General features: G+C 60.3%; 14 protein-coding genes and 2 pseudogenes. 7 read left to right on the top strand and 9 right to left on the bottom strand.

The features are described 5' to 3' along the window. Positions 1–303: 303 nt before the first annotated feature. A complete protein-coding gene (locus ABJN75_RS12985; protein WP_348440016.1) occupies positions 304–807 on the bottom strand; it encodes an Lrp/AsnC family transcriptional regulator in 504 nt (167 codons plus the stop codon). 107 nt (positions 808–914) lie between these two features. On the opposite strand from ABJN75_RS12985, the gene ABJN75_RS12980 reads away from it, so the two are divergent. Beyond that, positions 915–1808, top strand: a complete 894-nt coding sequence (locus ABJN75_RS12980) for an EamA family transporter (protein WP_348440015.1) — start codon at positions 915–917, stop codon at positions 1806–1808. Positions 1809–1992: 184 nt separating this feature from the next. On the opposite strand, the gene ABJN75_RS12975 is transcribed toward ABJN75_RS12980, so the two are convergent. The 5 genes from ABJN75_RS12975 to ABJN75_RS12955 form a co-directional block, all read right to left on the bottom strand. After that, the gene (locus tag ABJN75_RS12975) at positions 1993–2847 is read right to left on the bottom strand and encodes a universal stress protein (RefSeq protein ID WP_348440014.1); all 855 of its coding nucleotides are present in this window, start codon (positions 2845–2847) and stop codon (positions 1993–1995) included. A 14-nt stretch (positions 2848–2861) separates the two neighbouring features. Further along, the gene (locus ABJN75_RS12970) at positions 2862–4346 is read right to left on the bottom strand and encodes a SulP family inorganic anion transporter (protein ID WP_348440013.1); all 1485 of its coding nucleotides are present in this window, start codon (positions 4344–4346) and stop codon (positions 2862–2864) included. Between the two features lie 218 nt (positions 4347–4564). Further along, positions 4565–8050 (bottom strand): AAA family ATPase, encoded by a 3486-nt coding sequence (locus tag ABJN75_RS12965; protein WP_348440012.1) that lies wholly within the window; start codon positions 8048–8050, stop codon positions 4565–4567. Next, positions 8050–9339 carry a DNA repair exonuclease gene (locus tag ABJN75_RS12960; protein WP_348440011.1) on the bottom strand — a complete coding sequence of 430 codons (1290 nt, stop codon included), beginning with the start codon at positions 9337–9339 and terminating at the stop codon, positions 8050–8052. The genes ABJN75_RS12965 and ABJN75_RS12960 overlap by 1 nt, the downstream gene beginning before the upstream one ends. Positions 9340–9516: 177 nt before the next feature. Continuing rightward, on the bottom strand, positions 9517–10083 hold the full coding sequence (locus tag ABJN75_RS12955) for a transglutaminase-like cysteine peptidase (protein ID WP_348440010.1): 567 nt from the start codon (positions 10081–10083) through the stop codon (positions 9517–9519). Positions 10084–10428: 345 nt separating this feature from the next. Between ABJN75_RS12955 and urtA the strand changes: the two genes are divergently transcribed. The 5 genes from urtA to urtE all read left to right on the top strand — a co-directional run bounded on the left by urtA (position 10429) and on the right by urtE (position 16342). Further along, a complete protein-coding gene (gene urtA, locus ABJN75_RS12950; protein ID WP_348440009.1) occupies positions 10429–11721 on the top strand; it encodes an urea ABC transporter substrate-binding protein in 1293 nt (430 codons plus the stop codon). A gap of 62 nt (positions 11722–11783) precedes the next feature. Beyond that, positions 11784–13733 carry an urea ABC transporter permease subunit UrtB gene (urtB, locus tag ABJN75_RS12945; RefSeq protein WP_348440008.1) on the top strand — a complete coding sequence of 650 codons (1950 nt, stop codon included), beginning with the start codon at positions 11784–11786 and terminating at the stop codon, positions 13731–13733. 3 nt (positions 13734–13736) lie between these two features. Next, positions 13737–14906: an urea ABC transporter permease subunit UrtC gene (gene urtC, locus ABJN75_RS12940; protein ID WP_348440007.1), complete on the top strand. Its 1170-nt coding sequence runs from the start codon at positions 13737–13739 to the stop codon at positions 14904–14906. After that, complete coding sequence (gene urtD / locus ABJN75_RS12935; RefSeq protein WP_348440006.1) at positions 14903–15643, top strand: urea ABC transporter ATP-binding protein UrtD; 741 nt, start codon at positions 14903–14905, stop codon at positions 15641–15643. Before urtC ends, urtD begins: the two co-directional genes overlap by 4 nt. A 3-nt stretch (positions 15644–15646) precedes the next feature. After that, positions 15647–16342, top strand: coding sequence for an urea ABC transporter ATP-binding subunit UrtE (gene urtE, locus ABJN75_RS12930; RefSeq protein WP_348440005.1), 696 nt, complete (start codon positions 15647–15649; stop codon positions 16340–16342). Positions 16343–16634: 292 nt separating this feature from the next. Here urtE and ABJN75_RS12925 read toward each other — a convergent pair whose 3' ends face one another. After that, on the bottom strand, positions 16635–17753 hold the full coding sequence (locus ABJN75_RS12925; protein ID WP_348440004.1) for a YeeE/YedE family protein: 1119 nt from the start codon (positions 17751–17753) through the stop codon (positions 16635–16637). 105 nt (positions 17754–17858) lie between these two features. On the opposite strand from ABJN75_RS12925, the gene ABJN75_RS12920 reads away from it, so the two are divergent. Beyond that, positions 17859–18785: an MBL fold metallo-hydrolase gene (locus ABJN75_RS12920; RefSeq protein WP_348440003.1), complete on the top strand. Its 927-nt coding sequence runs from the start codon at positions 17859–17861 to the stop codon at positions 18783–18785. A gap of 137 nt (positions 18786–18922) precedes the next feature. On the opposite strand, the pseudogene ABJN75_RS12915 reads toward ABJN75_RS12920, so the two are convergent. Together ABJN75_RS12915 and ABJN75_RS12910 are read right to left on the bottom strand one after the other, a co-directional pair. Further along, a pseudogene (locus ABJN75_RS12915) lies at positions 18923–19195 on the bottom strand (abortive infection family protein); the annotation flags it as partial. Between the two features lie 22 nt (positions 19196–19217). Beyond that, positions 19218–19342 (bottom strand): annotated as a pseudogene (locus tag ABJN75_RS12910) (transposase); the annotation flags it as partial.

Here is a 19342-nt window from a genome sequence, read left to right as displayed (position 1 = left end):
CGATCCCGAAGGGAACAAGCTGTGCTTCGTTTACGCCGGTGATCTGCCATAGGCTTTTGGCGCAGCAGCCGTCCAAGTAGACCCTAATCCTCGACCATCTAAGTTTGTCGATGTGCGAGGGGCACACCGCTTACGGAAAACTGACCCAATCAAAGACAGCAAAGGGCCGATAGCGCCAAGGAGGATTTGGCAACTTCGGGCGGGGAGCGGCCGTTTGTTGCGGTTTGCGCGAATGGCGGCTGGACGGACAAAGTGTGAATTGGCTGCACCTGCGCCGATGACTGCTTTTGGGGTGGTGACGCCTTATAGCTCGATCAAACGTTCTTCCACTGGTGAAGACTGAACGATAGAAGAGTTCGTCGCGCCAAATGGTACTATCCGATCGATTACGGCTTCCATCTCTGCGACGTCGTGGACATGCGCTCGCGCAACAAAGCAATCCTCACCAGACACACGGTCGCAGGCGACAATCTGCGGCGTCCCTTGGATCGCCTCGATCATGTTGTTCATTTCACCGGGCAGAGGTCGTGCTCGGATCAGGATCGTGAGGCCGTAACCAAGACGTGCGGGATCGATCCGTGCGCCATAGCCAGTGATAATGCCTACGTCCTCAAGGCGTCGAACACGTTCCGCAACACTCGGCGCAGACAGGCTCACGCGCCGGGACAGCTCTGCACGGGGAATACGCGCGTCTGCACACAACTCGCGCAGAATTGCCGCGTCGATGGCGTCAAGTCCGGTTTCTTCGGATCGACGGTTTTTACTCAAAAACTCCTTCTTATTTAGCCTCAATTCCGCAACTGGCATATTTGACCTCCATATTATCAAGCATAAATACCTTGCATTATATCTGCATGAGAAAACAACCCCCTTCAAACCCCGCCCCAGTAAACGCCCACGGAGCCATGTCACTCATGTCCGAGGCCGTTCCCCCTCACGCATGGTTTGGCGTCTCTGCCGTTTTCCACTATCTCGGTCCGGCTTTTGCCGTTCTCCTGTTTCCCGTTGTCGGGGTTCTTGGTGTTGCGTGGTTCCGTATTGCTTCGGCGGCACTGGTCTTCGCGCCGATCACGAAGCCATGGCGCACCTTCAAGAATTCCAGCAACCGGGAGCGTGTGCTTTTACTCGCCCTCGGGGCCTGTCTCGCGATTATGAACAGTTCATTCTATCTTGCGCTCGACAGGCTTCCGATTGCCCTTGTTGCAGCCATCGAGTTCGTCGGCACCATCGGCATCGCGCTTTGGGGCTTGCGAACGGGGCGCAATTATCTGGCCTTGGTTGTTGCGATCATCGGTGTTGCACTCTTGATCGACGTGCCAACCCTTTTGGCCGCAGACGGGGACGTGCTCACATCTGACCTGTTGGGCCTATTCTGGGCGGTGCTGAACGGCTCTCTGTTCGTCCTCTACATCATCCTCGGACACAAGATTTCCGAAGGCGGTGCATCCGGCGGCGTAAAGCGCCTTGGAGCCGCGATGATGGCGGCGTTCATTTTCGTCATGCCTATTGGCTTCATGCAGGCGCTCGAAGCGTTCGGCGCGCCGCTGCTGGTGCTGGCCGGGATCGCCGTGGGCATCTGTTCGTCGGTGATCCCTTATGTCTGTGATCAACTCGCCATGTCGCGATTGCCGCGTGCCAGCTTTGCTTTCTTGCTGGCATTGCTGCCCGCCACGGCAACGATCATCGGTGTCATTGTGCTGCGCCAAAATCCAAGCGCGATAGACGTTCTGGGCGTCGTGCTAGTTATGGCCGGGGTGGCTGTCCACAAACCTGTCCCAATGACGACCAAAGCGAAAAACAATGAATAGTTCGAAAAGTAGACCTTTGCTACGCACCGCCGAATACGAAGGTTGGGCTCAATGCCGCCGTCCGAGTCGTATGGCACGAAGGGCAGCTAAGGGCCGAAACCACCATTCGGACCAATGACAAATCGCCAGCAAACTGCTTGCCTTCTCCACCAACTCCCAGCCGGCGGCTACGCGCAGTCACCGATCACCGCATCAGCAGCACAGGCGCCTTGCAGCTCCGCAGCATTTCGGATGTGGTCGAGCCGATGACGAAGCTGCGGATGCGCGAGTGGCCGTAGGCGCCCATGGCGACGAGGCAGGCGCCGGTTTGCTCGACGCGCTCGCCGAGAGCTACATCCGGCTGACCGGCGATGATCGAGGTTTTCACGTTCAATCCGGCAGCTTCGAGCACGGCTCTGGCGTTGTCCAGGGCTTTTTCCGTCTCCCGGTTGCGCTGGCCGACGGTGACGACATCGATGGTCAAGCCGGTAAACAGCGGGTTGCGGGCGATATGATCGACCACGCGCTGGCTCGACGCGCCGCCATCATAGGCGACGATCACCGTGTCGATCGGCTTGAAGGCGCGGGATGCGACAAACACCGGCTTGTGGCTGGCGCGGATGAACCGCTCGAGGTGCGAGCCCAGCCGCAGACTGGCGAAATCGGCCTCTTCGCCGCGCTTGCCGATCATGATCATGCTGGCGGGGCCTTCCTGCTCGATCACGGTCTCGACCAGCTCGCCATGCCTGAGATGCGCGCCGGCGACCTTCTGTCCGCCGGCCTCGATGATCGAGCGGGCGTCATCAAGGATGGCGCGGCCTTTTTGCTGCAACAGTTTTGCGCGCTGTTCGTCAAGCGTCGCCAGTTCCTCGAGAAGCGCTGTGCGCGCGCCCAGGGTGATCGCGCCGGACAGGTTGGATTTCGACGAGCCGGTCAAACGGTCGAGAACATGCAGCAGGTCGACTTCGGCGTTCATCCGGCTGGATGCCCAGACCGCATGATCGCAGACGCTGCGGGAATAGGCAGACCCGTCGACAAGGGCCAAAAGGATGTTGGTCATGATCGGGTCCTCCCTCAGTGCGATATCAACTGGTCCATGGCGCCGGGCTTGTCATGGATGGCAAGCCGGTCAACGATGGTTTCAGATGCTTCATTCATTCCGATGATCTCCACCGTCGCGCCATCGCGGCGGAACTTCATCACCGCCATGTCGAGCGCGGCGACGCTTGAAATATCCCAGATGTGGGCGCGGGAAACATCGATGACGACCGTTTCCAGAAGCTCCTTGAAGTCGAAGCTGCGCATGAAATCATCGGCGGAGGCGAAAAACAACTGGCCCTCGACAATGTAGGTCCGGGTCCGGCCATCTTCCGACAGCGTTGACCTGACACCGAACAATTGCGCTATCTTCCAGGCGAAGAACAGGCCCGACAGCAGCACGCCGACCAGCACGCCAATGGCGAGGTTGTGGGTGAAGACGACGAACAGCACGGTTGCCAGCATCACCACCGATGACGAGCGCGGGTGGGTGCGCAGGTTCTTGATCGAGGACCAGGAGAATGTGCCGATGGAGACCATGATCATGATCGCGACAAGCGCCGCCATCGGAATTTGCGCGACCCAGTCGCCCAGCACCACGATGAAGAACAGCAGCATGGCGCCGGCGACGAAGGTGGAAAGCCGCCCGCGTCCACCGGATTTGACGTTGATGATCGACTGCCCGATCATGGCGCAACCGGCCATGCCGCCGATGAAACCGGTGGCGGTGTTGGCGATGCCCTGTCCGACGCATTCCATGTTGCGGTTGGAGGTGGTGTCGGTGAGATCGTCGACGATGGTCTGGGTCATCAGGGATTCGAGCAGGCCGACCGCGGCAACCGCGACCGAATAGGGCAGGATGATCCACAGCGTTTCCAGCGTCAGCGGAATCTGCGGGATCAGAAACACCGGCAATGTGTCGGGCAGCGCGCCCATGTCGCCCACTGTGCGCACGTCGAAGCCAAAGAAGATTGTCAGCGCGGTGAGCACGATAATGGTGACCAGCGGCGAGGGGATGGCGGTGGTGATCAGCGGAAACAGGTAGATGATGCCGAGACCGGCGGCGACCATCACGTAAGTCAGCCAGGGCACGCCGATGAGTTCGGGCAGTTGCGCCATGAAGATCAGGATCGCCAGCGCGTTGACGAAGCCGGTCATCACCGACTTGGAGACGAAGCGCATGACGTAGCCAAGTTTGGCAATGCCTGCCAGGATCTGGATCAGACCTGCGAGCACAGTGGCGGCCAGCAGATACTCAAGCCCGTGTTGCTTGACCAGCGTGACCATCAGCACTGCGGTCGCGGCTGTCGCAGCCGAAATCATCCCCGGCCTGCCGCCGACAATCGCGGTGATGACCGCAATCGAGAACGAGGCGTAAAGGCCGACCTTGGGGTCGACGCCGGCGATGATCGAGAAGGCGATGGCCTCGGGGATCAGGGCAAGAGCCACGACGAGACCTGAAAGGATGTCGCCGCGGATGTTGCCGGTCCATTGCGTGAAGTAGCTGTTGAACGAGATCATGGAGAGTTGGCGTCCTGTCCGGTGAAAGGAGTTTTTAATCATGCGAGCCTTGCGCACGGGATCAAGGCAACGTTTTTATCCGGCCCGATGTCCTGGCTGCTTGCATGGAATTCGACCCATGAACGGGTCAACTAAAGTGCGGCTTCGATACAGGCATATGTCGCGGATGCCAAGCACAGCCTGTTCGCAAGTGCGAAAAAACCGACCGCGGTGCAGAATTACGCTGTCAGTTCGTGGATCTTGACGTCCGGACAGACTGATCTGGCAATGTCGCACAGATGGCGGTGATGGGTCAGATAGATCACCTGGCCTACGCCGGCCATCTCGGAGAACAGCCGGAATGTTTCTTCTGCGCGGAAGTCATCGAAGGTCTCCATGATGTCGTCGGCCACGAACGGCACGGGTTGCCGGGTTTCGGCAAATTCATGAAAGCCTGCGACCCGCAAGGCCAGATACAACTGGAACCGGGCGCCCTTGGACATTTCCGCCGCCTGTTTGGAAGAGCCGTCGTTCTGGATGGCGATCAGCAATTCGCGGCCCTTGTCGGGTTGGGAAGCGAGGCCGGTATATCTGCCGCGGCTGATGGTGCGGACGGCGTTGGAGGCGCGCGCCATCATCGAGGAGCGGTGGCGCTCGCGGTAAAGCGTGAGCGCCTGTTCCATTGCCAGGATTCCGGCTGACAGCCTGAGATAGCGCTCGGCGCCGTCAGCGATCGAAAGCACGATTGTCTGACGCTGTTGTTCGATACGCGCGACCGCGTCGTCACCGCCGACAGCGGCAAGTTCTCCAGCGGTACGGGTGCGCTCCGCATAAAGTTCCTGCACATCGGCGTCAAGCGTTTCGAAGCTCAGTTCAAGCTCCTGCTTCTCCGCGTTCAAGGCTTCGCCATCGGCCTGGGCCAGTTGCACCCTGGCCTCATCAAACGAGCCCAGGCCAAGGCTTTCCCGGATTTGCTGCCTGATCTCGTCAACGCGTCCGCAGAGGGCTTTTCTCTCCAGGGCCCGATCAACGCAAAGGGCCGCATCGGTGAGCGTTTCAGCCTGAAGAGCGGCCAGCATCTGATCCTTGATCTGCTGGTGAGCAGCCAGTTTTTCCGAATGGGAACGCTGGCGCGTCAGCGCCTCTTCAATCTGGGCTGCGATGTCGGCGTGCCGCGATCTGGCCTTGTCGGCCGCAGCCACCCGGTTGCTCAACTCCCGCGCAATGGCGGGGAGGGAAGTCGCTTCGGTTTCGATCCCGGCCTGTGTGGCGACGTCGTGAAGGCTGGCGGCGTAATCGGCCTGGTCCTGCTCCATCTTGACGATGCGGTCGGCGAGACCGGCGCGATCATGCAGCGCGGCGCCCAACTCACCCAGCATCGGCAGCACCTCGCGGATTTCGGCTGCCGTGGGCACCCGGTCCGTTTCGACCAGCCAGTTGCCGGCACAGGCGTCTTTCCAGGCAAGCAGCCAGGCCTGAAGTTCTTCCCGGGCATTGCGCAAATCCAGTTCACGCTTTTTGAATGCGCGCTCTTGCTGCGCGGCCTGCTGGCGGTGCGCTTCCAGCTTCGATTCGCGGGCCAGAAGATCCTGAGCGCCGGCCAAAAGCGATTGCAGATCGTTGTCCCGAGAGAGGGTCTTGTCGAGTGGTGCCAGTGCCTGCAGCAGACGCTCAGTCGCGGACCGGCGGTCCTGCTCGGCCAATTCAAGCTGGCGGAGATGTTCGCTCAGTTCCCTGTGGGCTTCCAGCGCCTGCTCCCTGCGGATCAGCCAATCCTCGATCCCGTCCGGCGTCATGTCGACGGGGAGTGTGGGTGACATTGCGCTCACAGATGCAGTGATCCGGTCCAAAAGTTCCGTCCGGGCGCTTTCCAGCCGTGATTTTGACAGCATCGCCGCGTCGAGTTCGGTGCGGACAACCGCGATCTGCACTGTGGTTTCATTGAGCTTGGCCACATCGGCCTGGTGGCTCGCGCGTTTGTCGGTGGCTGCATCAAACGCCTGCATTGCCGATTCAAAGCTGTTGGCTGACCGGGCATCCAGACTGGACTTGTGCAGAGCCCAGGCTTCGTCGCGGGCGGTCCGCAAGGCATCCGCGGCTTCGGCCGAGGGCAGGTTCCGGGTTTGGACGATCGCGGCGGTTTCAGCCTCATGCCTCGTGAGAGCAAGGCTGAGGCGGGCAATGTCATCGTCGGCGGTGGCGAGCTTCCGGTTCAACTCGTCAACGTCGGTCTTCCACTTGCGCAGAGTATCGGCAGACGGTGGCATCACGGCTTCCAAAGCGGCGATGTCGCCTTGCCAGGGAGCGAGCGATCTGAGGCGGGCTTGGCATTTCTCCCGCGCCTGCGGAATGGCGCGTTGGGCGGCCTGTTGCCGAAGCCCGTGATCTTCACCAGGAATGGTGTTGACGAGGCGGGACAGCGCCGCGATCCGGCTCTGCCTTTGCTCTCGCTCCAGTGCCTCGAACTCTCCGCCTGCATCGCGCAATTGTGCCTGCAATTCATCGCGGACCGCGCTTGCGTCCGCGGCTTCGCGCGTGGCCGTTGCCAGACGCACATCGAGGCTGGTGCGCGCGTCTATGAGTTCGCGCAGTGAGGTGGTCGCGGCCGTGTCAAGAAGAAGGCTTTCGGGCCGAGCTTCACCGGGCCGGCCAAGCTGCATGAGCAGTTGCTTGATGCGACCTTGCGTGCGCGCCAGCGCCGCCCGGCGCTCGGGCAGGTCTTCCTCGGCCGCATTATGGCGAGTCCGCAATCTGTCGAGTTGCGTCATGCGGTCCTGAAGCGTGAGAATCCGGGGATCAACACAGATGGCGTCGAGGTCCGATGTCAGACGATCGATTTCCGCCTTCAAGGCAGCACCGCTGGCCTGAAGCGCTGCATCATCGTCACGCAACTCGCGAATCTGCTCACGCCATTCAGGGGCCACATCTGGCAAGCCGGCCAATGGTTCGATCTGCTGATAAAGCGTCTCGAGTTCACCCAGACGCGGCAGCGCGGCCATAAACCGGTCGATGGCTCCAAGCCGGGTGGCGATCTTCTTGCGTTCGGAACTCGTCTCGGCGTGACGCTGGCTGGCCTCGTCATGAGCCTTGGTCAGACGGGCAAATTCACTGGCCTGGGTGTCGAGCCGGTCGCGCTCGGCCTTCAGCGTGGTCAATTCCGATTTCAACTCGGCGAGCCGCCCCGAGCGGGCCCTGTATTTGTAGAATTCCTCGGTCTCGCCGCGAATCCGCGCAAGCCGTTGCGACAGTTCCCCGAGACCTGCGCTTGCTGAAAACAGCAGTTCGCCAAGATCGCCCCGGCTGGCGAGGATGCTTTCGCCGCCCTGTTCCAGGGTCTCGTCATCGAGCGAAAACATGGTTCGGTAGCTGTCCCGGTCCAGCCCGCCAAGACCGGCGAGCAGGGCTCCCTCGGAAACCGGTTGATCAAGACCATCAAACAGGCTGCCTTGCGAACGCTTGCGGCGAATGAATTCGCGGGTTTCACCTTCGAAGTCGATCACCGCGCCAATCTGCATATTGGGGTAGGGGTGCAGGAAATTGTAGCTGCTTTGCGTACCGATGCCGAACAGCAGGTCGAGCCAGCCGTTGAACAGGGTGGATTTGCCGGCTTCATTGGGGCCGTAGATGATGTGCAGATCCGCACCGGTTTGCGGGCGCGGACCGAAATCGATGACATGGTCGGTAAACTTGCCGTAGCGGGTGAGATCGAGACGGTTGAGGCGCATCAGGACGGCTCGCTCCCCGATCCCGAAGCTGCCTGGAGGCGGGCCAGCACGTCATCGGCTCCCTCGCGCGCTAACCGGGAAAGCCGCGAGCGGGTTGCAGCCTCATCCGTTCCGAAGAGATCGCGAAGATCGGCGGGAAGCTGCGCCTGCAGCGTCTCGGCGAGACCTGCGAGTGCGGTTCCATACCCGTCCGAGCCGAGAATGGCGCTGTCCATCAGCGCACGCAGTTCATGCAAAGGGTCGCTTGACGATGTGGCTGCGGCTTTTGGCGGCGTGCAGTCGATGTCGAGCTTTTCAATCCAGACGGCGCCGGTTTGGGCGGCGCGCTCCTCGGCCTCGGTCAGCAGCAGGTCGGAGTCGCGGCGCATGCGCCAGGCCAGTGGCGTGGCGCCGGAGATCGCCAGACGGACAACAAGTTCGGGCGAAGCGGATTGGTCGCGGGCCTGCTTCAGCGCGGTGGTCATCGCGCCGGCCAGATCACTCCACTCTGTCAGGCCTTCGGCATTTATCGAGACACGGGCAAATTCGGCCAGCGATGTGTGCCGTTCCTCAAGGTTTACCGCGCCGTCCTCAGCGATCGACACAAGGGTCACCGATTTGGCGCCATCCTCATTGATGTCGCGCCCCTGCGGCATGCCGGGCATGACGATGGCGCCTGTGGAATCGGGACGTGTGGTCACCGAGCGCTTGTGGATATGTCCGAGCGCCCAATAGTGGAAACCGGTGGCCTGCAATTCGGCCGGGCTGCACGGTGCATAAGCGTCATGACCTTCGGCGCCGCCAAGACTGGTGTGCATGATGCCGATGTTGATCGCATCGGGGATTGCCTGCCGGTATTTCGGCAGCAGGCTTTCGGGCGCTGTTGGCTGGGCGAAGCTCAAGCCATGGATGGCGACGGGTTTTTCTCCCGGGCCGCGGTCGATCAGCACATGTTCGGGTCGTCCGCCAAACAGCTTGACCAGATCCGGCAGCACCAGTTCACGGGAGATGCGGGACAAGGCGTCATGGTTGCCGCGGATGATGAAAGCGCCGATGCCGGCCTTTGCCAGACGTCCGAGTTCGCCGGCCAGAAAGCGGGCGGTCTTCATCGAGGTCTGGTCGCCGTCATAAAGATCACCGGCAATCAACAGCGCGTCGACGCGTTCATCAATGCACAGATCGATGACGCGGCTGAACGCCTGACGCGTCGCCGATCCGATCAGCTCGGCAAGCTCGGGATTGCGCAGCGCCAGCGAGCGAAGCGGTGAATCGAGATGGATATCGGCGGTGTGGATGAAACGGAAAGCCATGATCGAAATGTCCTCCGGCAGTCTGCTGGCCGTTCAATGGATAGAAGCAGACAGCCTTAGCACAGCCCGTACCCGCAACCACTGCCTATTTGCCGTATGGGGCGAGCAGGAGCGCCGCGGTAAAACCGGCCGCATTCACCATGTGCAGTTACAGCTGTTGCCCGCTCAGGGCAGGCTTCATGGCGCCTTTCCGGTCTTGCCGGTAACGCGCAGCCAGCGGCCGCCATGTTGAGGCGATTGAATCTTGAGAAAGCTCATGCGCGCCGACTGGACCGGTTGAACGCTGTTATCAAGATTGTCGAGGACATAGTCGCCATCCCGCGTTCTGACCACCAGCACCGTGTGGGCTTCGTTGCCATTATAGCCCATCGTCAGCAGCAGTTGCGATGACTTGTACCCCTTGCGCAGCAGTTTGGCGCGTTTGGTCAGCGCATAATCCTCGCAATCCCCAGATCGCGCCCTGGCCGTCCAGAACTCCCTGCGCCCGAAAGCAATCTTGTCCGATGTGGGCTTGATGGCGCGGTTCACCGCCAGATTGACGTTGTTCAACACACCCAGGCGGGCGGGCGGCAATTTGGCGGAGGAGCGCCCGCGGCAATCGGAAGCGTTGCGGGTGCAGTATTCGACATGGCCATAGGGCCGCGAGGTTTCCTTGCCGGTCTTTAACCAGGTGGATGCCATCGCAGGCGCCAGAAATGAAAACAAAGCCGCCAGCGCGGCCAGCAAGAAAAGAGGTACGCTCATGGATACGACGGAGCTCCTTGTTGCGAGGTGGTGCAAAAGTCAGTCATGACTTCACTCCGGGACCATAAGAAGCGAAATAATGCCTGTGCGCAAGCCCACCCTGGGGATGAAGCATTCAACAGTGAATTGCAGGCGGCAGTACGACATTCCCTCGAAAGTTATTGCGGTGCACAAAAATGTGACTTCACCGCAAAAAATATAGGCAATTATCGCGACGTAATTAGGGCGCCCTTTGCCTGGCTTTGTCGCAATACCTTGTTAAGCCCCTGAGAACTTGCGTGCAACGCAACTGGCAAGGCGCTTGCATTGAACAACTCCGTGGACACCAACAGCACGGAGGCTGACATGAAGATTACCACCAAATTGCAGATCGCAGGGGCGGCAGCATTTCTTACTTCAAGTATTTTGACCCACTCGGCATATGCCGCGGAGGACACCATCAAGGTCGGTGTGCTGCACTCCCTTTCGGGAACAATGGCAATCTCGGAAACAACACTGAAGGACACTGTCCTGATGCTGATCGAGCAGCAGAACGCCAAGGGAGGCGTGCTCGGCAAGAAGCTTGAGGCGGTTGTTGTCGATCCTGCTTCGGACTGGCCGCTGTTTGCTGAAAAGGCGCGTGAACTGCTCACCGTCGACAAGGTCGACGTGATGTTCGGCTGTTGGACCTCGGTGTCGCGCAAGTCGGTGCTGCCGGTAATCGAAGAACTCAACGGCTTGCTGTTCTACCCGGTTCAGTACGAGGGCGAAGAATCCTCGAAGAACGTTTTCTACACCGGTGCCGCGCCAAATCAGCAGGCAATTCCCGCCACAGATTACTTTCTGGAAGAGCTCGGCGTTGAAAAATTCGCGCTTCTGGGCACCGACTATGTCTATCCGCGCACGACCAACAAGATCCTCGAGCAATATCTCAAAGACAAGGGCATTGCCGCCGAGGACATTTTCGTCAACTACACCCCGTTCGGCCATTCCGACTGGTCCAAGATTGTTGCTGACGTGGTTGCCCTTGGCGCCGATGGCAAGAAGGTCGGCGTGATCTCGACCATCAATGGCGACGCCAATATCGGCTTTTACAAAGAGCTTGCCGCTGCCGGTATTTCGGCGGACGACATTCCCGTGGTGGCTTTCTCGGTGGGTGAGGAAGAACTTTCTGGTCTCGACACTACCAACCTGGTCGGACACCTCGCGGCCTGGAACTACTTCGAGTCAGCCGACGTTCCGGTCAATGCCGAATTCATCAAGGAATGGAAGGCATTCGCCGGCGAAGAACGCGTGACCAACGACCCGATGGAAGCCACCTATATCGGCTTCAACATGTGGGTTCAGGCGGTTGAAGCCGCAGGCACCACTGATGTTGATGCGGTTGCTGCAGCGGTTGTCGGGCAGAAAGCCCCGAACCTGACGGGTACAATGGCTGAAATGCTGCCTAACCACCACCTGACAAAGCCGGTTCTGATCGGTGAGATCCAGGCGGATGGCCAGTTCGATATCGTCAGTCAGACCGAACCGGTTGCCGGCGATGCCTGGACCGACTTCCTGCCCGAATCCAAGGTGCTGGAATCGGACTGGATCGATCTGAAATGCGGCATGTACAACACCGACACCGAAACCTGCGTACAGCTCAATTCCAATTATTGATCTGTTGAAGGGAAGGGGGCCGCGTGGCCCCCTTCCGCCTTTCCAACCGGTTTTGATTTCCCATGCTCCGCATTCTCTATGTCCTGATTGCCGCTGTGATTGCGCTTGTGCCTGTCCATGCACAGGAGGCTGATCTCAATACGCTTCTCGAAATCCACCGTGCCAAGATCGAAAAACCCTCGCGTACCACCATTGATCCGGTGCTTGAGGAGCTGGTTGCAAGCAGATTGCCCGGCGTCGCAGTGTTTCTCGAGAAATGGCGCGAGAAGGAGGTTTGGCAACGCAATGCCGACGGACGCTTCTTTTTTGTCGGGGAGGCGGACGACGGCAAGTTGAGGCTGATAGATGTCGACACCGGTTTGCAAGCCGGGTTGGCCGACAAGAGCGAGCTGAAAAATCTCAAGCCCAACAGCGGTGTGCGTGGCGTCATTGCCGCAGCCCTTGTGCAATTCCAGCTGTCCGATCCGGATCCGGAGCGCCGTCTGCAGGCGCTGACCGCGCTGGAACGTGACGCCAATCAATCACATCTGAGCATTCTCAGGGCTGCGATCGAAGAAGAGACTGATCCGGCCATCAAGATCAGGAAGAAGCGGCTGCAACGGCTGCTGACCATCAAGTTCGGTTCCGATCAGGCCACGCGCGTTGCCGCGATCAAAAGTTTTGCCGGAGACCCCGGCGTGGATGCCCGGGCGGCGCTCAATCCGTTGCTGGCCACCAGTGTCGCGGTTTTCGATGCTGCCCCTGAAGGCGTTAATGTGGCGAAGCTGCTCAAACCGGGCAGGGACATCGATATGGCCGCCGCCTATCAACTGCTGGTCGATGCGGGCAAGGCGCGGTCGGCCGTGCCGCTGTCTGAACGCAAGCAGGCGCTCGTCGACAATATTCAGGATGGCGCGGTGGCTGGTATGCCGGTGTCCAGTCTTGTCACGCAAGCGGACCGCGACAAAGCCTATCTGGCGCTTGCGGCGGCTGGAACGGTACCGCCTCTGGTAACCGTTGACGAGCAGAGCGAAGCAGTGACCAGCCATGTATTTGCACAGGTTTACGCCGAACCCGATCCAGCCCTGACGACGGCTGCGCGGGAAACCCTGGCGGATATCGGCAACACAGTCGGGATCTACCAGTTTCTGGATCTGGTGCTGGACAGCCTGTCGCTGGCGTCGATCTATTTTCTCGCGGCCATCGGGCTTGCCATCACCTTTGGTGTGATGGGCGTGATCAACATGGCGCATGGCGAGTTCATCATGATCGGTGCCTATACAGGCTATGTCGTTCAGCAGATCATTCCCGACTACACCGTCTCGATCATCGTGGCGCTGCCGTTGGCCTTCGCCGTCGCGTTCCTGGCCGGGGTGGCGCTGGAACGGCTGGTGATCCGTCACCTGGCGCATCGGCCGTTGGAAACATTGCTTGCGACCTTCGGCATATCCATCGCGCTGCAGCAGATCGCCAAGAACATTTTCGGCACCCAGGCGCGGCCGTTGACATCTCCGTCCTGGCTCGATGGCGCGTGGGTGTACAACGACGTCGTGTCGATCAGCTATATCCGGATCGCGATCTTCGTTCTGGCGCTGGTGTTTCTCGGGCTGTTGCTGTTCATCCTCAATCGTACTCGGCTCGGGCTGGAAGTCAGGGCGGTGACGCAAAATCCGCGGATGGCCTCGTCGATGGGGATCAACCCGGACCGGATCAACATGCTGACCTTTGGCCTTGGGTCAGGCATTGCCGGCATCGCAGGCGTTGCCATCGGACTGTTTGCCAAGGTCACGTCCGAACTTGGTTCGGGCTACATCGTGCAAAGCTTCATGACCGTGGTGGTCGGCGGTGTCGGCAATATCTGGGGCACGCTGGCGGGCGCGGGCATGATCGGCTCGTTGCAGAAGGTGATCGAGTTCTTCAATCCGTCCAACACACTCGCAGCGCAGACTTACATGATCATCTTCATCATCATTTTCATTCAGTTCAGACCCAAGGGCATCATTGCGCTCAAGGGCCGTGCGGCGGGGGATTAGGCCATGCAGCGTTCCCTGTTTGTCAGGCAGCCTTCGGTGCTGGTCTTCATCGGGCTGCTTGCGGTGTTCACCATCGCAATGGTGGTTCTGTCAGAAGGCTTTGGCCTCGGGCTGGTGTCAACCAGCATGATCAAGATTCTTGGCAAGACGCTTTGCCTGTGCCTGATCGCCATCGCCATGGATCTGGTCTGGGGCTATTGCGGGATCCTGTCGCTCGGCCACTTCGCCTTCTTCGGGCTCGGCGGCTACATGATCGGCATGTGGCTGATGTATGAGCGGACCAAGGATATTGTCATTGCCTCGCTTGCCGGCGCTGAACTGCCGCCGTTACCGGAAGAGATCACGGAGGCAATCGGCAGCCAGATATTTGGCGTGGTCGGCGGCTCGCAAACACCAGTGGTCTGGTATTTCGCCGACAGCCTCTATGCGCAACTGGCGCTGGTGGTGCTGGTCCCGGGGCTGCTGGCGCTGGTGTTCGGCTGGCTGGCGTTCCGCAGCCGCGTGACCGGGGTGTACCTGTCGATCCTGACCCAGGCGATGACATTGGCGCTGTCGCTCTATCTGTTTCAGAACGACAGCGGCCTGCGCGGCAACAATGGCCTGTCGGGATTGCAGAACATTCCCGGCCTGACCGATGTCCCGCAATCGGTGGTTTCGGTGTGGTTTTTCCTGGCCTCGGCGCTGGCGCTCGGCATCGGATATTTCGTCGCGGCCTGGGTGGTCTCGGGCAAGTTCGGCAATGTGATCCGGGCGATCCGCGATGACGAGGCGCGCATCCGTTTCATGGGCTATCCGGTGGAGACCTACAAGCTGGTGGTGTTCACGCTGACTGCGGTGATCGCAGCCATTGCCGGCGCGCTTTACTATCCGCAGGCGGGTATCATCAATCCGGCGGAAATCGCCCCCATCGCATCAATCTATCTGGCTGTCTGGGTGGCGATTGGCGGACGCGGAAGGCTCTATGGCGCGGTCATTGGCGCTGCGACCGTATCGCTGTTGTCATCCTGGTTCACCGGCGGGCAGGCGCCGAGCATTCCGCTTGGGTTCTACACCATTGACTGGGTCGACTGGTGGCAGGTGCTGCTCGGGCTTGGTTTCGTGCTGGTGACGCTGTTCATGCCCAAGGGCATTGGCGGGCTGTTTGACAGACTGGTCAGAAAGGATGCGTCGTGACTTCGCTTCTGGAAGTAACCTCGATTTCGGTGTCGTTCGACGGCTTCAAGGCGATCAACAACCTGTCGTTTGAAATCGGCGGTCAGGAGTTGCGCGCCATCATTGGGCCGAACGGGGCGGGCAAGACCACATTTATGGATATCGTCACCGGCAAGACCAGGCCCAATGAAGGCCGGGTCCGGTTTGGAGAGCCGCAGCTTGATCTGCTCAGGCTGTCCGAAAGCCAGATCGCGCGCGCCGGTGTCGGCCGCAAATTCCAGCGTCCCACGGTGTTCGAGGCGCAAAGCGTGCGCGACAATTTGATGATGGCGCTGAGCAACGACCGGCTTCCGTTTGCGGTGCTGGCGTATCGGGCGACAGTGGAAGACGGGAACCGGGTGTCGGCGCTGGCCGAGGAAATCGGCCTTTCCGGCGAACTCGACCGGACGGCGGGGGAACTTTCTCACGGGCAGAAGCAATGGCTGGAGATCGGCATGCTGCTGGCGCAAGACCCGAAGCTGCTGTTGGTCGACGAGCCGGCGGCCGGGATGACGCTGGGTGAACGCGAGCACACCACCGACTTGTTGCGCCGTGCGGCTCAAACCCGCGCGGTGGTTGTGGTCGAGCACGACATGGAATTCGTCCGCCGGCTCGATTGCAAGGTGACGGTGTTGCACGAAGGCTCGGTGCTGGCGGAAGGATCGCTTGATCACGTCACCGCCAATTCCGACGTCATCGACGTCTATCTGGGGCGCTAGATCATGCTTGAAATCGAAAACCTGACTTTGCACTACGGCCAGTCGCAGATCCTCAACGGCATTTCGCTGAAAGCCGATGTTGGGCAGGTGACCTGTGTGATGGGCACCAATGGCGTCGGCAAGACCAGCCTCCTGAAGGCGATCTCCGGGGTGCATCACCGTTCGGGCGGCGAGTATCACCTTGACGGGCAGGCAATCGGCAAGATCCCGGCGCATCAACTGGCAGCCCGAGGCGTGGGCTACGTTCCGCAGGGCCGTGACATCTTTCCGCTGCTGACGGTGACCGAGAACCTTGAAACCGGATTTGCCTGCCTGCCGCGATCCGACCGGAAAATTCCGGATCATATCTATGAGCTGTTTCCGGTGCTCAAGGACATGCGCAACCGGCGCGGCGGCGATCTGTCGGGTGGCCAGCAGCAGCAGCTTTCCATCGCCCGGGCATTGATCACAAGGCCCAAATTGCTGCTGCTGGACGAGCCAACCGAAGGCATTCAGCCCAACATCATCCAGCAGATCGGTCGCGTCATCGCCCTGCTTCGCGATGAGGGAACCATGGCGATCGTGCTGGTCGAGCAGTATTTCGAATTTGCCTATGGACTGGCCGACCGGTTTTGCGTCATCGAGCGTGGCGAAGTCAAAATGGCCGGTGATCGGCAGAGTCTGACCAAGGACAGTTTGCGGGATGCCGTTTCCGTTTGAGGCTTGCGTCCGACTCACGGGCTGAGTTTCCGCCTGCCCGGGAATTGGGCGATTGCCTGCATTCTCATCCGCGCTTGCGCATGGAAGATGCAGTTGCGCCATTTGCGTGGCTGAGAGTGGCCCAAGGTCCGGAATTTCCCCGGACCGTCAATCTGGCACGCTTTATGCTTGAGTAAGATCGGGTCCAGAGGGGACCAAAAACGACGCCCGCAAAGGGCGCAGAGACCAGGGCCGTCAGGCAGGATAGCGCTCACTCCCGGATGTAGGGAGAGCGCCCGCCTGGCGGCCTTGTTTATTCGGTGGTCTGAATACCGGCGGGCAGGGATGGCTCGACCGGGAGGGTTGACCGCGATTGTCGCGCCGGCAATCGGCGGTCGACCACCCAGTCGGTGGCGGCAGCCGCGATCCAGATCGAAAACAGGGTGACCCAGGCGGTTAGCGCGAAAATGCTTGCGCCGGTGACGCCGGCGCCAACCGCGCAGCCACCGGCCAGCATGCCGCCAAATCCCATCATCGCCGCACCGGCGAGATAGCGCCGCATCGAATCTCCACCCTCGAAGCCCTGAAGCTCCAGTTCTCCGGTTACCAGGGCGGCGATGAACGCGCCGATGAAGACGCCTGGCACGAGGCCGACATCGAAATCGATCATCGAACCGGGACGCGACAGAAACAGCATCAGCGTATCGGCCGACGGTCCGGTGAAACTGAGCGCTTCGAGTTGCACCGGCTCGAAGGCGATGGCCGTCATCGCCTTGGTGAACCACCAGGCCAGCGGAATGCAGGCACCGACGGCAAAGGCGGCAATGGTTTTCCAGATCCCGATCTTGCGCCACAACGCCAGGGCCAGGCTTGCGGCAAGGCCGATCAGGACGAGGGTGAGGGCGGTTCGTTCGGAAATGCCTGACAAGAGCAGCAGATCATTCGATCCGATCGACAGGGTTGTCAGGGGGGCTGCCAGCGCATCGCGCACCGGTGAGAGAAAGCCGTGCAGGCTGGCCTGGGCGACGACGGCGAAGACCAGCCCCGAGAGCAGGGCGCGCAGGTTTCCGGTGGCCGAAAGCACCAGCAGCCGGGACGAGCAGCCGCGCGCCAGCACCATGCCGACGCCGAACAGCAATCCGCCAAGGGCTGCGCCCGAGAGGCTTTGCGGCGAGGCCAGTTGGCGCGTTTCGGTTGCCGAGAACAGGCCCAGTTCGGCCAGGATCATCGTGCCGGCGATGGCTGTGGAGAACACAATCAGCCAGACCGCCATCTTGCCGCCGACCCGGCCACGGGAGAACTCGATGGCGGCGGCGCGCAGGCAGAACCGGCTTTGCTGGGCGAAGGCGCCGAACAGCGCGCCGATAATGCCGCCGCCGATCAGCAGCGCGCCTTTGTCACCGAACCTGTCGGCAAGCCATTCAAGTTCCATTGTGCAGCCCTCTTGCTGGCAATTTGCCTGATTTGCGAGAACAAGCATTGACCTGGGTCAAGACAAAGGCAAATATTCATATAAATCTATATGGGAGGAAAAACCATGGCATTGCTTGATCTGACGCGACGCAGCCTGCTGCAAACCGGCATGGCCGCTGCCGCAACCGCAATGCTGCCTGCGGGCTTGCGGCCGGCCCACGCACTGGCGACCGGGGACGTGGTGCTGAGCAGTGTCAGTGACGGCAATCTGGTGCTGCCGCTGGGTTTTTCCTATCCGCAGGCACCGCAGGACAAACTTGTTGCGCTGCTGCAAGCCAACGGGCTGCCCACCGACAGCCTGATGCCGGATTGCAATGTTCCGATCCTGAAATCCGGCGACCGGATGATCATGTTCGATGTCGGCTCGGGTTCGAATTTCATGCCGTCGGCGGGCAGACTGCTCGACAACATGGCGGAAGGCGGTCTTGATCCGGCAGAAATCACGGATGTTGTCTTCACCCACGCTCACCCTGACCATCTCTGGGGGCTGGTCGATGACTTCGACGAGATTGTGTTCCCCAATGCGCGCTTTTTCATGGGGCGCACGGAGTGGGAGTTCTGGCGTGACCCGGCGACCGTCGACGCCATGCCGGAGGAACGCAAGACCTTTGCCGTGGGCGCGCAAAATCGTCTGGCCTATCTCGAGGACATGATCAATCTGTTCGAACCCGGTGCCGAAGTGCTGCCAGGCGTCGAAGCGGTCGATACGGCGGGGCATACGCCCGGGCACATGTCGTTCATGCTGCATGGAGGATCCGAGCCGGTATTGATCGCCGGCGACGCGATCACCCATTTCGCCGTCTCGTTCGCGCATCCCGCCTGGCCCAGCGGCTCGGACCAGGATGCCGAGATGGGTGTGGCCACCAGACTCAGGCTGCTCGACCGGCTTGCCTCCGACAAGGCAGCGTTGACCGCCTACCATCTGCCCACACCGGGTGAAGGCAGGGTGGAGCGCGACGGGACGGTTTACCGCTTTGTGGCGGAGGGGTGAGGCCGGGTTGGTTCGGATGGTTGTGATGGGTGTGGGGTTTTCTTAAGTGGTCACCAATGCTGGTGCGAAAGGGTAGCTTCTTGCAACGACTATTTTTGAGCTACGATTTCGAGGCTTGGTTATCTCAAAATGATCCGCTAGTTCTTCACTCTTGTGGCGTTGTGGCGCTCCCATGTTTCGATAAGAAATAAAGCGATGGTACTTGAGCTATGAATGGCTAGGCGGGCGATCCTCGCGTCTACCGAACGTCGCCCTCTCTCGCGCCCATGAGCATCGCCACCGTGCGTTCGGAGCGCTCCTATTCCTTTCGCCGTTGTTGTCAGGCCGCTAAGAACTTGGCGAATGTCCTCCGCGATATCTGCTGGAAGATCGGTGCGGGATGGCGATAACCCAAGTACGTCTTGAAGCGCTCGCATTAGGGTTTGTTGAGTATCAACTTGCATTGATTGTCGCTGCCACTGCGTAAATCATTGCTCGGAAGCTGCGGTCTGTCTTGTCGCTTCGCATGGCGATGCGCTTGAAGTCTTTGAGTTTGCAGAAGAAGTTCTCGATCAGAT

Source organism: Hoeflea sp. (assembly GCF_039975035.1).
In the GTDB taxonomy this organism is placed as follows: Bacteria; Pseudomonadota; Alphaproteobacteria; order Rhizobiales; family Rhizobiaceae; genus Hoeflea.
This window is presented reverse-complemented; position numbering and strand designations above follow the sequence as displayed.